This window comes from Mucilaginibacter sp. P4_E8 (genome assembly GCF_056401495.1).
Genome location: NZ_JBFUJG010000005.1, coordinates 86,297 through 100,616, shown reverse-complemented (window position 1 = coordinate 100,616; position 14,320 = coordinate 86,297). Strand labels below are relative to the sequence as shown.

Annotated in this window: 14 protein-coding genes; 6 read left to right on the top strand and 8 right to left on the bottom strand. The window is 40.7% G+C overall.

What is annotated here, in order from left to right:
- Positions 1-41: 41 nt before the first annotated feature.
- From AC1DRQ_RS03845 to AC1DRQ_RS03830, 4 genes are read left to right on the top strand one after another with little or no spacing between them, the layout of a single operon-like run.
- Entirely contained in the window at positions 42-521 is a 480-nt protein-coding gene (locus AC1DRQ_RS03845) for a DUF1599 domain-containing protein (protein ID WP_477422280.1), read from the top strand.
- A gap of 11 nt (positions 522-532) precedes the next feature.
- A complete protein-coding gene (locus AC1DRQ_RS03840; RefSeq protein ID WP_477422279.1) occupies positions 533-1,684 on the top strand; it encodes a BT_3928 family protein in 1,152 nt (383 codons plus the stop codon).
- A gap of 3 nt (positions 1,685-1,687) precedes the next feature.
- A complete protein-coding gene (locus AC1DRQ_RS03835) occupies positions 1,688-2,746 on the top strand; it encodes an ABC transporter permease (protein WP_477422278.1) in 1,059 nt (352 codons plus the stop codon).
- A gap of 7 nt (positions 2,747-2,753) precedes the next feature.
- Positions 2,754-3,263, top strand: coding sequence for a shikimate kinase (locus AC1DRQ_RS03830; RefSeq protein ID WP_477422277.1), 510 nt, complete (start codon positions 2,754-2,756; stop codon positions 3,261-3,263).
- A 143-nt stretch (positions 3,264-3,406) separates the two neighbouring features.
- Here the strand turns inward: AC1DRQ_RS03830 and AC1DRQ_RS03825 are convergent, their stop codons facing one another.
- The 4 genes from AC1DRQ_RS03825 to creD form a co-directional block, all read right to left on the bottom strand.
- A complete protein-coding gene (locus AC1DRQ_RS03825) occupies positions 3,407-3,916 on the bottom strand; it encodes a phosphoribosyltransferase family protein (protein WP_429402105.1) in 510 nt (169 codons plus the stop codon).
- 115 nt (positions 3,917-4,031) lie between these two features.
- The gene (locus tag AC1DRQ_RS03820) at positions 4,032-4,427 is read right to left on the bottom strand and encodes a hypothetical protein (RefSeq protein WP_477422276.1); all 396 of its coding nucleotides are present in this window, start codon (positions 4,425-4,427) and stop codon (positions 4,032-4,034) included.
- 145 nt (positions 4,428-4,572) lie between these two features.
- Positions 4,573-6,000, bottom strand: a complete 1,428-nt coding sequence (rlmD, locus tag AC1DRQ_RS03815; RefSeq protein ID WP_477422275.1) for a 23S rRNA (uracil(1939)-C(5))-methyltransferase RlmD — start codon at positions 5,998-6,000, stop codon at positions 4,573-4,575.
- A 382-nt stretch (positions 6,001-6,382) separates the two neighbouring features.
- On the bottom strand, positions 6,383-7,735 hold the full coding sequence (creD, locus tag AC1DRQ_RS03810) for a cell envelope integrity protein CreD (RefSeq protein WP_477422274.1): 1,353 nt from the start codon (positions 7,733-7,735) through the stop codon (positions 6,383-6,385).
- Between the two features lie 170 nt (positions 7,736-7,905).
- On the opposite strand from creD, the gene AC1DRQ_RS03805 reads away from it, so the two are divergent.
- The gene (locus AC1DRQ_RS03805) at positions 7,906-8,292 is read left to right on the top strand and encodes a hypothetical protein (protein ID WP_477422273.1); all 387 of its coding nucleotides are present in this window, start codon (positions 7,906-7,908) and stop codon (positions 8,290-8,292) included.
- 3 nt (positions 8,293-8,295) lie between these two features.
- On the opposite strand, the gene AC1DRQ_RS03800 is transcribed toward AC1DRQ_RS03805, so the two are convergent.
- The 4 genes from AC1DRQ_RS03800 to kbl form a co-directional block, all read right to left on the bottom strand.
- Positions 8,296-8,877 (bottom strand): TetR/AcrR family transcriptional regulator, encoded by a 582-nt coding sequence (locus tag AC1DRQ_RS03800; protein WP_429402095.1) that lies wholly within the window; start codon positions 8,875-8,877, stop codon positions 8,296-8,298.
- A 3-nt stretch (positions 8,878-8,880) separates the two neighbouring features.
- Complete coding sequence (locus AC1DRQ_RS03795; RefSeq protein WP_477422272.1) at positions 8,881-9,291, bottom strand: Rieske (2Fe-2S) protein; 411 nt, start codon at positions 9,289-9,291, stop codon at positions 8,881-8,883.
- Positions 9,288-10,322 (bottom strand): phenylalanine--tRNA ligase subunit alpha, encoded by a 1,035-nt coding sequence (gene pheS, locus AC1DRQ_RS03790; protein ID WP_477422271.1) that lies wholly within the window; start codon positions 10,320-10,322, stop codon positions 9,288-9,290. The genes AC1DRQ_RS03795 and pheS overlap by 4 nt, the downstream gene beginning before the upstream one ends.
- 118 nt (positions 10,323-10,440) lie before the next feature.
- The gene (gene kbl / locus AC1DRQ_RS03785) at positions 10,441-11,631 is read right to left on the bottom strand and encodes a glycine C-acetyltransferase (protein WP_477422270.1); all 1,191 of its coding nucleotides are present in this window, start codon (positions 11,629-11,631) and stop codon (positions 10,441-10,443) included.
- Positions 11,632-11,762: 131 nt separating this feature from the next.
- Here kbl and AC1DRQ_RS03780 point away from each other — a divergent pair, with 131 nt between their 5' ends.
- Positions 11,763-14,243 (top strand): DUF5686 family protein, encoded by a 2,481-nt coding sequence (locus tag AC1DRQ_RS03780; protein ID WP_477422269.1) that lies wholly within the window; start codon positions 11,763-11,765, stop codon positions 14,241-14,243.
- The last annotated feature ends 77 nt before the right edge of the window (positions 14,244-14,320 follow it).

Sequence of the window (14,320 nt, the reverse complement as noted above, 5' to 3'; positions counted from 1 at the left end):
CAGAATACGACGCAGTTATTAACATATGTAAGGGCCTTTTCATGAAAAAGACCCGCGATTACGGAACCGCCTGGCGCATATTGCGCCCGCAATCCATCACCGATCAGATATTTATTAAAGCCCAGCGTATACGTACACTTGAAGAAAAGAAGGTATCAAAAGTAGGTGAGGATATTACCGGCGAGTATATTGGGATAGTAAACTACTGCGTTATAGCCATGATGCAGTTGGATTGCACTTCAGATACCCCTGTAGAACTTGCACCCGATCATGTAGAAAGGTTATTTGATGAAAAGGTATTGGAGACTAAAGAGTTAATGTTTGCCAAAAACCATGACTATGGCGAAGCCTGGCGCGATATGCGCATCAGCTCATTAACCGACCTGATATTGATGAAGCTGCTGCGCGTTAAACAAATTGAGGATAACCTGGGCCTTACCGAAGCATCAGAAGGGGTAAAGGCCAATTACCAGGACATGCTGAACTACTCAGTATTCGCTTTAATTAAACTTGGAGTATAATAAACTAATAAATGAAAAACAGCCTCATTTGGTTTTGCAGGATAGCGGTTGGCCTGCTATTTATTTTTTCGGGCCTGATCAAGGCTAATGACCCATTGGGTTTTTCCTATAAGCTGGAAGAATATTTTGAGGTTTTCCACCTGATGTTTTTAAATGGCTTTGCCCTGAGTATTGCCATTTTGTTATGTGCTCTTGAAATGCTTTTGGGTTTTGCTTTACTTATGGGTGTACGTGCAGTAAAGGTTACCTGGGGATTATTGCTGCTCATTATCTTTTTTGGTTTCTTAACTTTTTACTCAGCCTTTTTTAAGGTGGTGCAAACCTGTGGTTGTTTTGGCGATGCCATTCCACTAACACCTTGGCAATCGTTCAGTAAGGACATGGTTTTACTGGTGTTGGTATTGGCATTGTTTATTAATCGCACAAAAATAAAACCTTTGTTTAAGCCTAAAACTGGCGATAAATGGCTGATCGGTGCCGCCATTGTATCCGTAGGGTTTGGTATTTATACGTATAACTTTATGCCTGTTATTGATTTTTTACCTTATAAAATAGGCGCCAATATATTGGATGAAATGAAAACGCCACCGGGCGCACCACTTGATGTATTTGAAGTTACCTATACCCTCAAAAACAAAAAGACAGGCGAAACCAAGATCATGAGCGATAAGGAATATCTTAAAACCAATATCTGGAAGGATGCCAACTGGGAAGTTGTAGGTAACCCGGAAAGCCGCCTGATCAAAAAAGGTTTTGAACCTAAAATACGCGACCTTTCCATACAGGACGGGCAGGGCAATGATTATACTAAAGAGTTACTCTCCAATCCTTTCTACAGCCTGGTCATCGTAGCCTACGATCTTGACAAAACCGATGGCGAAGCTATAAACCGCTTAAATGCGCTAGCCATAAACGCTACCGAAAACTATAACATACGCACTATATTGCTTACGTCAAACTCGGCACAAAGTGCAAATGCTTTTGCCAAAGCGCATAAAGTAATGAGCGAGATCTTTTATGCCGACGGCGTTCCGCTTAAAAGTATGGTGCGCGCTAATCCAGGAGTTTTATTGCTTAAAAACGGTACTATCATTAATAAATGGCATTATCACGCTATGCCTACTTATGATAAGCTGGTAAAACAATATTTTCAACAACAATAAGCGATGATCAGCTACCTCATCCGCAAATTATTTTACGGACTGGCGGTAATGCTGGGTGTGGTGCTGGTGGTTTTTTTTCTGTTTAATATTTTACCTGTCGATCCCGCCCGGATGACCCAGGGCCAGCGTGCCGATGTACAATCACTGCAGGCTGTGCGTAAGGAATTTGGTTTGGATAAACCCATCCCCATACAGTTTGCTTATTACCTGAATGATCTTTCGCCGGTAGGCATCCATTTAAATACTGCCGATGAGCAACAGCGGTATCATTACGCAAAGCTATTTGCAGTGAGCAATACCAAAGTAGTAGCACTGAAATGGCCTTACCTGCGCCGGTCATACCAGACCCGTAAAGATGTAGCAAGTTTGTTAATGGAGGTTATTCCCAATACATTGGTGCTGGCTACAACAGCTATGATATTTGCTATTATTATAGGAGTGTTTTTAGGCGTATTAAGCGCGGTAAATAAAGATACCTGGATGGATAAACTGGCCATTAGTTTTTCAACTTTAGGTATATCAGCGCCATCGTTTTTTGCGGGTATCATTATTGCCTGGATATTCGGCTTTGAGCTGAGCAAGTACACCGGCCTAAACATGTCGGGCAGTTTGTATAGTTATGATCCGTTCAAGGGCGAGGTAGTCAGCATCAGGAATTTGATATTACCCATGATCACTTTAGGCCTGCGACCGCTGGCTATTATTGTGCAACTTACCCGCAACGCCATGCTTGACGTTTTGGGTCAGGATTATATACGCACAGCAAAGGCAAAAGGCCTGGGCAACCGTACCATTATTTATCGCCATGCCCTTAAAAACGCACTGAACCCCGTGATCACAGCAATTGCCAACTGGTTCGCGTCGCTGCTGGCCGGGTCATTTTTTGTAGAATATATTTTTGGGTACAACGGCCTGGGCAAAGCAACGGTTGATGCCTTAGAGATGTCGGACTTCCCCGTAGTTATGGGCTCCATCCTTTTCATCGCTTTTATTTTTGTGGTGATCAGTATTTTGGTTGATATTATTTATGTTTGGATAGATCCGCGGGTAAAATTAAGTTGATATTATTATGAAGTATTTTTTAGTCGGTTTTATGGGCTGTGGCAAAACCACCTGGAGCCGCAAACTGGCTGCCAAATTAGGCTATGAATTTATTGATCTTGACCATGTACTTGAAGACAAGGCTGGCATGAGCATAGCGGAATATTTTTCGAGTTTTGGTGAAGATGCATTCCGGCAGTTAGAATCGGAAGTATTGAAACAGACTGAATATGCCGAAAATGTGGTTGTATCAACCGGGGGTGGCTTGCCTTGTTTTTTTGACAATATGAATTGGATGAATACCAACGGCAAAACCCTGTATATAAAACTATCGCCCAAAACCCTTGCCGACAGGCTCGAAAATAGCAAAACCGTACGCCCGGTATTACAGGGCAAACAAGGCGATGAGCTGGTTGAATTTATTACCGGTAAACTTGTCGAGCGCGAAGGCTATTACTTACAGGCCAGCCATATTGTTGAAGGGATTGATATGTCGGTTGAGAAACTGGAGGAAGCTTTGAGAATCACGGCCATTTAGCGTAATATTTATCTAACCTTTACAATTGCGAGGTACGAAGCAATCTCTATGCTGTACAGAGCTAAGACAAACTTGCATGATGACCTGCCTATGTAGAGATTGCTTCGTACCTCGCAATGACGTCTTTCTATTTTTTCCCTAACCTACCTCAAATAAACCGCATCTTCTTCACCGGGCTCATCAAGCACCACATCCACATGTTCTTTTATTACTGTTGAAAGCGCCACGCCGGTAAAATCAGTAGTGATAGGAAAACTTTTATGGTTACGGTCAACGAGTACAGCTGTACGTAGTTTTTTTAGAGGAACATCCAGAAACACCCCAAAGCCATAGGCCAGACTTTTGCCGCTGTTCAGCACATCATCAACCAATATCACTACCTTGTTGTTGCAATCCTGCACATCAAAATTAATTTTGGCCTGTAAAGTGCTGCTTTGTTTTTCCAGTTCAATGGTCAGTAGAGTGCTTGTAAAAGGGGCAATACCATCCAGAACGGTTTTGATTCTTTCGGCAATGTGATTACCGCGGGGTAATATGCCGGCTATCAGTATTTCCTGTTCGTCAAAGTTATCTTCCAGTATCTGGTAAGCAATACGGTCTATCTTTTGTTGTATCTGCTGCTGGTTTAATATCAGGAGTTTCTTTTCGGACATGTGTTTGTTTTTGTTGAAATGTTGTAATGTTCGAACGTTGTAATGTTTATAAGTATCAACTTTGTAAATATACACCTTAACCTTTCAACTTTACAACATTGAAACCTTGCAACAATCATTTAGCATACGGAACATATACAAAATTTGCACCCTCGGGTACTACTACAAAAACGCACATAAAATCGTTCGGATTTTTGTAGCTACTGATAAAGCGTTCCTTCAGTTCGGGTTTTATTACTCCACGCTCAGTAAATTCCTCGAGAGTTGAAGCGTGTATACTCCATTCAGAATTAAGGTCATTCCTGTCCAGTATCACCTCACCCAGCTTCAGTTCATGCTGATGGGCTATAAAAATAGGATATGACGAAAGACCTTCCACCATGATCTCGACAGCTACCTCATGAATAGAGTCTTTAAAAATTTTAAGATCACGCTCCAAACTTAGCAGCGGACTTTCCGGTGCAGGTTTTTGGCTTTCGTTACCTTCGTTTAGCAGGTCTTCGGGTTGCATATTATTGACCGTTGATTTATTTAGATTACGTTGATTTCGTTGATACTTCTTTTGTCCAAACCTTGATTCGCAGGATTAAAGGATTTCCTTGATTTTTCTCTTTTGTTTTACTCTTTTATCTTATCGTCCTTATTCCTTTGTCCTACTATCCTTGCTCCGTCAGTCCTTGACCCCTCAAAACCAATAGCACAACATTTTCTACGTGCTGGGTGTGGGGGAACATATCAACGGGTTGTATTTTTACTGTATCGTATTTTTCTTTTAGTACCAGCAGATCCCGGGCCTGGGTGGCGGCGTTGCAGCTTACGTAAACAATTTTTTCAGCTTCAATTTCCATCAGGCGGTTCACTACATCCGGGTGCATACCAGCGCGGGGCGGATCGGTAATAATTACATCCGGTTTGCCGTGCTCGGCTACAAAATCGGCTACCAGCACATCTTTCATATCACCGGCATAAAATTTTGTGTTAGTGATGTTGTTAATAGCCGAATTCACTTTGGCATCCTCAATGGCGGTAGGCACGTATTCTACACCAACAACCTCTTTTACATGACCGGCAATAAAATTGGCAATAGTTCCGGCACCGGTGTACAGGTCATAAACCAGTTCGTCGCCTTTAAAGCCTGCAAAATCGCGTGCTATTTCATAGAGGCGCAGGGCCTGTATACTATTGGTTTGATAAAATGATTTTGGCCCAATACGGAATTTGATACCGTTCATTTCTTCATGAATATACTCAGGGCCTTTAAAAGCTACTACATCCTGGTCAAAAATGGTGTCGTTCTTTTTTTGGTTGGTGATGTATAATAATGAGGTGATCTCCGGGAAACCGGCATCAATAAAGTTCATCAGTTTATCCACTTCCTCTTCGCTTACATAAGCAAATACCACGATCACCATAATTTCGCCGGTTGATGAAGTACGTACTATCAGGTTACGCAACGCGCCTTCATGATTACGTAGGTTATAAAAAGAATAACCCTGCTCAATCACAAAATCGCGGATGCTGTTACGCAGCTCATTTGATGGTTCGGCCTGCAGGTAGCAGTGCTTTACATCTAATATTTTATCAAAACGGCCGGGAATATGAAAACCTAATGCATTCATGTTCAAGGTTTCGTCTTCCCTGTTCTCGCCATCATACAACCAGCGTTTGTCGCTAAAAGTATACTCCAGTTTATTACGGTAATAACGGTCGGCAGGCGAGGGAACAATATCCATCATGCCGTCCACATCAATTTTGGCAATGCGACCCAGGGCATCAGCAACAGATTTTTGCTTAAATTTTAGCTGCCCTTTGTAATCCATGTGCTGCCATTTACAGCCGCCGCAAGTACCAAAATGCTCGCAAAATGGTTCAACGCGATATTCAGACGGTTGCTTAAGCGCGATGATCTTTCCTTCGCCAAAATTCTTTTTGCTTTTATAAACCTGCACATCGGCAACATCGCCGGGAATGGCTTTATCAACAAAAAGCACAAAATCGTCGGTTTTACCTACGCCCTTACCTTCTTCGGCAATATCAATGATCCGAACATCCTCAAAAAACTTCTGTTTAGCAACTTTATTCATCAGGCTGCAAAGTTAACCGTATTTATTTAATCCTGAAACGGTGAGAAAGAAGTAAGAAACAAGCGTTAAAGAGACAGAAAATAAGAAGCGGTAAATACTGAAAGGAACGGGCAAAGGGATACCCTGTCGCTTAATAAGCGAACTATGATAAGGTTATAAACGACCAACTAAGCAAACAGGCTCATTATATAAGATACAAAATCATCTGTATCCATATCGGCTATGTCAAATTGCTCATCAATCAGATCTGAAAATTCTGTTAGTTCGCGGCTCATGATATAAAAATTTACTATGCTAACATAGTAATTATTATACTAAAAACCAAATTGGTATACAGTATTTTTTAAATTAGGGTGAAGCTTAATCGCCTCACCCTAAGAATTTAGTGTTTATCCCAATTTATTTTGCGGGAAAAGTACATTAATACAGCTACTATGATAAACAAAGCGATACTACCTATCATTAATGCAAGGTCTTCTAACTGAATGATCACGAAAATGAACACATAAAACACCGATAGGATAAAGGCAAACAACAAGGCCGCCATCTTATTTTTTAACAATGATGCTATAAACACGGCAACAAGTGCAACGGTTGATACTGAAGCTACCAGGTAAGCCCAGTTATAGCCTATCTGCTCTGAAAAGGAAAGCAACAGCGAATAATAAATGATCATAGCCGCGCCAACCAGTACATAGTTAAATATATGGATCCTTTGCTTGCGGATCACCTCGGTTAAAAACAGGGAGATGAATGTAAGCATGATGATCAATAATGAATACTTGCTGGTACGCATGGTTTTTTGGTACTGATCAACAGGCAGGCGCAGTTTTATGCCAAACACAGCATCGCCCAGCTTTTTATCATTACTGAGCAGGGTATCATTATTTACCCACTGCTGCGGAAACGGCCGGTTATAATACAACATGCGCCAACGGGCGATAAAGCCTTTGCTGTCAACTTTACGTTCATCGGGTAAATAACGGCCGTCAAAGCTCGGGCTGCTCCAGGTACCGATGGCTTCTACATCTGTAGTTTTACCTAAATGTAAAAAGCTTAGTGCCTGGCTACCTTTTAAATCAAGCGAGTATTCAAATGGAACTTCGCCATTTTGTATGCTTGAAATATCAATACTGGTTTGCAAGCCGCTGCCAAATAATGATGTATTATCAAATATAGGCTCAGCCGTTAAGGTTTGCCCGCCGGCTTTTATAACCGGGTTATTCTTTAACCCTTTCAAATCACTTATACTAAAAGTGATATGGGCTTTATTCAGCAAAAGCTGATCAGGAGTTAAGGAAAGACTGTTCAGATCGGCCTTTGAAAAATTACCTGATACTTTTACAATGGAGTTATAAACAGCTACATCAAATATGCCCCGGTGCAAGATCTGTGTGGTGAGCGCGGCTTTAATATGTAGATTATTGGGCAGAATGTACAGGTTCTCCATTACCTCCCGGGTACTTTCTTTTTGTAATGCATCCACAAATTTAACCTGCTTTTTGTAGGGGATAATAAGCACCGGGCCTTTTATTACCTGGCTGCCCGACCATTTATCGGATACATCCTTCATCATATCATCCTGCCGGTTTGCCCGCTCGGTGATCAGGTTTTGGACCAATGATGATGGGATAAGCAGCACAATGATCAATGCTCCGATAAAAATTAATTTAATGGTTACCGACTCCTTGAGCCAATCCATCAGTCCGCGTTTTTGAGGTTCTTCTTCAGTCATGTTTTGTGATAATTAAAAGTACTTTGTATTTAAAAGTTTAAGATCAAAATAAAAGGCTTATGAAAGCCGCTCTGAGAATTAACAATTGCAAAAGTACTTTGTTATTCAAAGTAAATTAAAATAATCTACCAATCCAAATATTTTACTCACAAAGTTCCATATCTTTATAAATGACCACTCAGGAACAAATATATAATTGGTTAGTAATGGGACTTCAGCAATCGCCGGTAAGATTTTCGGAAGTATTTTATTACGACAAACGCGATAACCAGTTCTTTTCCATTTTAATGACCGATTATTTTTTATTTGAGAAAAATGGGGATTTAGCAAAAGAAGCAAGCTCTTCCTACTCAGAAAACACTTTAAAATTACTTACAGACAGAATAAGAAGAATTAATATTGACAGTAGTGTGATTGCCTTACCCAGACTTGGCAATGATGGTGATGACTATGTGCAGCAAGCCGAGGCTTTTCTGAACTTAAATGCAATTAATATCGATGAATCAACTATTTGGGAAGTTGAAGAAAGCGGATCAACAAATATTAAACTACAATAAAACCTACACCGAAATAGCCGCCTTTACCAGATAAGGAAGGATCTCCTTTTGAAAAGAAACAAAGTTTTTGCGCACATCTGAGTCGCTTACCGAGGTAAAGGCAAAGCTGAATACGATACTTTTACTGCATTTAATTAAAAACCGCAGCCGTTGCTGGTAGGTTTCATGCCTGCGGATACCTGGTAATTGGATAAAGGAAGCCATCAGCAGTTCCTCCAGCTCGTTCGAAAGATTTTTTAAAAACTCCTGCGAATTGGTTGATTCGCGAATAAAATCCCAKCCGATGAACTCATTACATACCGTGTATGATAAGCGGCAGGTTTTCATGATGAGGTTGTTTAAATAAGCTTCCTCATCCATCTCTGGCGTATTATGGTGTACCAGTTCGTCAACACTGGCCTTTATGTAATCCATTAACAAAACATGCAAAACAGCCTCTTTACTATCAAAATATTTGTAGATGGTAGCTTTGGCTATTTTGGCCTTCCTGGCAATTTCATTAACACTGGTTTTATGGTACCCGAATTTGCGGAACAGGTCCTGTGCCGCACGCTTAATACTATCTTTTATTTTATCGGCTTCCATGTATCAATTAATAACTTGAATTGTGAACTGTGTTGTTACTACTTGGTATGATCTGAGCGCCCGTGTAGCAGGTGCTTTTACAGGTGTTCCATCATTTAAAGAGAACTTTGAACCACTACAAGGGTCGGTAACTGTAAAGCCTGTGTCATCTAATGTAACGGCACATTTTTTTTCGGGCTGATAGCTGCTGCATCGGTCATAAGCTACATAAGCACCATCAGGGCGGCGATAAATTATCAATCCTGCAACACCATAGCCATTAATTAAAACTGCCCCGCCCTGGCTATTAAGTTTGCTAATGCGAGGGTCAGTTAACGAGGCTTCAAAGTTTACCGGGAGGCTCGGAACAGGATCTCCTTTTCCGCAAGAAAAATAACAAATGCTTATTAATATAACCAATATGAGCTTCCTCATAAAATTTCGGTTTGGAATTGTTTTAAAAAGCGAACATCGTTCTCTGAGAATAAACGCAGATCACGGATAACATATTTTAGGTTCGCTATTCTTTCCATACCCATACCAAAAGCAAAACCGGTATATTTTTTACTATCGATGCCGCAATTTTCCAAAACATTAGGATCAACCATGCCGCAACCTAATATCTCAACCCAACCGCTGTACTTGCACATATTACAACCAGAGCCCCCGCAAATGGTGCATGAAACATCCATTTCGGCAGATGGTTCAGTGAACGGGAAGTAAGAAGGGCGGAAACGTACTTTAGTACCCGCGCCGTATAGCTCCTGTACAAAGTGGTAAAGCGTTTGTTTCAGATCAGAAAATGACACGTTTTCATCAACATACAAACCTTCAACCTGGTGAAAAAAGCAATGCGCACGTGCAGAGATAGCCTCGTTACGATAAACCCTGCCCGGCATAATAGCCCTGAAAGGCGGTTTGCCATGTTCCATCATCCTAACCTGTACCGATGAAGTATGTGTACGTAAAGCAATATCATCCTTGCCGCTGTTCTTTTTAATGAAAAAGGTATCCTGCATATCCCTGGCCGGGTGTTCTTCAGGGAAGTTCAGGGCCGAAAAGTTATGCCAGTCGTCCTCAATCTCGGGCCCCTCGGCAACCACAAACCCCAAACGCTTAAATATATCAATGATCTCATTACGCACTAAAGACAGCGGATGACGTGAACCAACCGCAAAATCATCGCCAGGTAAAGTAAGGTCAAGTCCTAAGTCTTGAGTCTTAGGTCCTGAATCAAAACTCTCATTTAACTCATTATACTTTGCCTCGGCCAGTTGTTTAAACTGGTTCAGTACTTTACCAAATGTGCGTTTTTCTTCAGGACCTACGGTTTTAAATTGCTCAAAAAGGTCTTTTATAATTCCCTTGGTACCTAAAAATTTTATACGAAATATTTCCAGTTCATCGGCGTTAGCCGGCGAAAAAGCATTTATCTCAGCAGTATATTGGTCAATTTGAGCTTGCATTGTTATTGTGTAATTAAAATTATCGGCAGTAAAAACCGGAATGACTCAAGCTTATGATGTTCCTGGATCTCTCCTCCATCATTTCAACAAGTGTGCAAATATAAAAAATCGATGCTTATTATTTAATCACTGCTAATTCCTTACCCACTTTGGTAAAGGCGGCTATAGCTTTATCTAAATGATGTGTATCATGCGCGGCCGATATCTGCACCCTGATGCGGGCTTTACCCTGTGGTACTACCGGGTAATAAAAGCCGATAACATAAATACCTTCCTCCAGCATTTTTGYAGCAAACTCTTGCGCCAGTTTAGCATCATACAGCATAACCGGTACAATAGGGTGTACTCCTGGTTTAATATCAAACCCCGCTTCGGTCATTTTTTGACGGAAGTATTGGGTATTGCTTTCCAGCTTATCACGTAATGCAGTAGTTTCGCTCAACATGTCAAGCACAGCTATTGATGCACCGGTAATAGCCGGGGCAAGCGTGTTCGAAAACAAGTAAGGACGCGAACGCTGACGCAGCATATCAATAATTTCTTTACGACCAGAGGTAAAACCGCCTGACGCGCCACCCAATGCTTTACCCAATGTGCCTGTAATAATATCAATTTGGCCCATTACATTATGATGCTCATGCGTACCACGACCGGTTTTGCCCATAAAGCCCGAGCAATGGCTCTCATCAATCATTACCAAAGCATTATATTGCTCTGCCAGTGCACAAATCTTATCTAACCGGGCAATGGTTCCGTCCATGCTAAAGGCACCGTCGGTTACGATGATACGATGACGCAGATCTTTTGTAGCTTTTAGTTTTTCTTCCAGATCGGCCATATCATCGTGTTTATAACGCTGGCGCTGGGCTTTACACAAACGCACACCATCAATAATGGATGCATGGTTCAACTCATCAGATATAATGGCATCCTGCTCGTTAAACAACGGTTCAAATACTCCGCCATTGGCATCAAACGCGGCAGCATATAGTATGGTATCTTCTGTACCCAGGAATGCGGATATTTTCGCTTCCAGTTCTTTGTGAATATCTTGTGTACCGCAAATAAAACGTACCGACGATAAACCATAACCATGGGTATCCATCACAGCTTTTGCCGCCTGTATCACTTTAGGATTTCCTGAAAGCCCCAGGTAATTGTTGGCGCAAAAGTTTATTACTTCCTTGCCACCCTGTACGGTAATATCAGCGCCTTGTGCCGATGTAATAATGCGCTCTCTTTTATATAATCCGGCATTTTCAATGTCAGCAAGTTCCTGCTGTAAAACTGGCTTTAGTGTATTATACATATAATATGCTGTTTAAAGGGTGCAAAATTAAGCATTACCGCGCATTTGATTAGGTTAATTGAACCTTAATTATTTATTAAGTACGTTTTAAAACATTTTACAGGTAAAAAGTATTTTATTGATTAAAGACTATGAGAAAACACATACTATTGATTCTTATCGCTTTATGTAGTATAAATGCCTCAGCACAACAATACCTGTTATCGGGCCGAATAACCGATCAAAAAAATAGTATTATTCCTTTTACATCTGTATATATCAGAAATTCCACCTATGGTACTACGGCAAACGAAGATGGGATATATCAGTTTAAGCTTAATCCGGGTATCTATAATGTAGTTTATCGCTTTGTTGGTTATAAAGAAAAGACAATTAACATAACTATAGCCGATCATGATGAACAGCTTAATGTACAAATGGACGATGAGGTTTTTGCCACAGAACGGGTAGCATCCACATACCAAAAGAACCGTGATGCTGGTGATACCATCATGAAACAGGTTATCAAAAAGCGGAAAGATTATGTGGAAGAAGCTGCATCTTATTCCTGTGCGGTTTATATAAAGGGCGTACAAAAACTGATAAGTGCTCCAAGATCCCTGTTATCACAAGAGGTAAGACGTACTCTTGACCTTGACTCGAATGGCAGAGGCATCCTTTATCAGTCAGAATCATTGTCTGACTTTAGTTTTCAAAAGCATGATAAGGTTAAAGAAGTTACTATAGCTAACCGGATAGCCGGACAAAATACCGCGTTTAGCTACAATAAAGCTTCGGACCTGCAAGTAAATTTATACCAGAATGTGTTTTCTATAAGTGGATTAAGCACCAGGGGGTTTGTATCACCTGTAGCCTCTTATGCCAGTATTTTTTATCAGTATAAATTATTGGGGACTTCAGTTGAAAATGGTCGTACTATTGACAAAATACAGGTAATACCACGCCGCCAGCACGGCCAGTATTTTCAGGGTAATATTTATATTGTTGAGGGCGACTGGCGTATATACAGCGCCGACCTGTACCTAACCAACAAAATGAGCAACCTTAACCTGGTTGATACCCTGCAGATAAGGCAGCAATATATAGCTATTACTGATAGTGTTTGGATGCCAGCTTCTGTGCAGTATAACTTTAAAGGTAAGGTGTTTGGTTTTAGGTTTGGCGGCTACTATAATTCCATTTACAATAACTACAAAATCAACCCAACTTTTCCTGAAGGCTTTTTTACCGGCGAAGTATTAAAGATCGATACTGCCGCCAATGCAAAAAAGGAAGATTATTGGGCATCAGTACGCCCAGTTCCCTTAACGACTCAGGAAGCCCGCGATTATCATAAAAAAGATAGTGTAACAGCTTATCAAAAAACTGAACGGTACCAGGATACACTTCAACATACCAAGAACCATATTAATTACCCGGGTTATTTAATATTTGGCTACGACGCCAGTAGCCCTGGTGAAAAAGACTCATTGCATGTATTCCCTTTTATACAAACATTTTATTACAACACTGTGGAAGGTTTTGGCATTAATGCTAAAATCAGATACACCCGTACCATCGATAAATTTCACTCATTCAGCATAACGCCCAACGTACGTTATGGCTTTACAAATAAATTGTTCAGCGCCAATATATACAGTGAATACAGGAACGATCCTTTTCATGCCGCTAAATTCTTTGCCGGTTTTGGCAGCGATATGCTCGACCTAAACAATGTAGGCACGCGTTCTCTATATTTTAATACGCTAAGTACATTGCTCAGTGAAAATAATTATGTAAAGTATTACAGATCGCAATATGGCATGTTTGGCTATCAGCGTGAAGTATTGAATGGTGTATTGCTTAACGGGAACTTCACCTATGCCAGCCGCAGCCAGTTGTATAATACCGCCTTCGGCCATATCAAAAATGTAAAGAACCGTGAATATACATCAAACAATCCTTTGGCCCCGCCGGGTACCCCGGCTGACGATCATTCGCTCTTGTTTCCGCAAAACCAGGCGTTAACCTTTGCCGCTTCGGCCATTTTTACATTCGATCAGCAATATGAAACCAGGCCCACAGGTAAATTTAATATACCCTCAAAATATCCAACGTTAACTATAAATTATCGCAGGGGCATTAAAGGCGCATTTGGTTCAGATGTTGATTACGATTTTGCATCGGTTGATATTTCGCAAAACAATGTAAGGGTAGGTTTAACCGGTTTTTCTTCATTTAAATTAAACGCAGGCGCTTTTTTTAATGATAAAAAACTTTACTATATGGACTATAACCACTTTTTGGGCAATCAGGGTTTAACCTTTGACCCAACCTATGTGGGTAGTTTCCATTTTTTACCCTTCTATACCTATAGCACAAATGGCGCTTTTCTCGAGGCTCATTTTCAACATAATTTTGCCGGGTCGATTTTTAACCACATCCCCATTTTAAGAAAACTTAAATTGGAAGAGGTTATTGGAGCAAATTTCCTTACTACAAAAAGCAATACCAACTACCGTGAATTTTACGTGGGTGTGCAACGACTCATCTTTAGGGTTGATTATGGTATATCCTATGCCGGCAATCAAAAATACATACAAGGGTTCAGGATATTTTATGGCATAAGGTAAGGGGAAAGGATAAAGGTAAAAGGCAAACGGTTGCTAATATCCAATAACGAATGTCGAATTTTGAATAACGAAATAAG

Bases quoted from the DNA above. Each gene is read 5' to 3' on its own strand.
- AC1DRQ_RS03845 (WP_477422280.1), top strand. From the start codon at position 42: ATGAAAAAGACCCGCGATTACGGAACCGCCTGGCGCATATTGCGCCCG.
- AC1DRQ_RS03840 (WP_477422279.1), top strand. From the start codon at position 533: ATGAAAAACAGCCTCATTTGGTTTTGCAGGATAGCGGTTGGCCTGCTA.
- AC1DRQ_RS03835 (WP_477422278.1), top strand. From the start codon at position 1,688: ATGATCAGCTACCTCATCCGCAAATTATTTTACGGACTGGCGGTAATG.
- AC1DRQ_RS03830 (WP_477422277.1), top strand. From the start codon at position 2,754: ATGAAGTATTTTTTAGTCGGTTTTATGGGCTGTGGCAAAACCACCTGG.
- AC1DRQ_RS03825 (WP_429402105.1), bottom strand. From the start codon at position 3,916: ATGTCCGAAAAGAAACTCCTGATATTAAACCAGCAGCAGATACAACAA.
- AC1DRQ_RS03820 (WP_477422276.1), bottom strand. From the start codon at position 4,427: ATGCAACCCGAAGACCTGCTAAACGAAGGTAACGAAAGCCAAAAACCT.
- rlmD (WP_477422275.1), bottom strand. From the start codon at position 6,000: ATGAATAAAGTTGCTAAACAGAAGTTTTTTGAGGATGTTCGGATCATT.
- creD (WP_477422274.1), bottom strand. From the start codon at position 7,735: ATGACTGAAGAAGAACCTCAAAAACGCGGACTGATGGATTGGCTCAAG.
- AC1DRQ_RS03805 (WP_477422273.1), top strand. From the start codon at position 7,906: ATGACCACTCAGGAACAAATATATAATTGGTTAGTAATGGGACTTCAG.
- AC1DRQ_RS03795 (WP_477422272.1), bottom strand. From the start codon at position 9,291: ATGAGGAAGCTCATATTGGTTATATTAATAAGCATTTGTTATTTTTCT.
- pheS (WP_477422271.1), bottom strand. From the start codon at position 10,322: ATGCAAGCTCAAATTGACCAATATACTGCTGAGATAAATGCTTTTTCG.
- AC1DRQ_RS03780 (WP_477422269.1), top strand. From the start codon at position 11,763: ATGAGAAAACACATACTATTGATTCTTATCGCTTTATGTAGTATAAAT.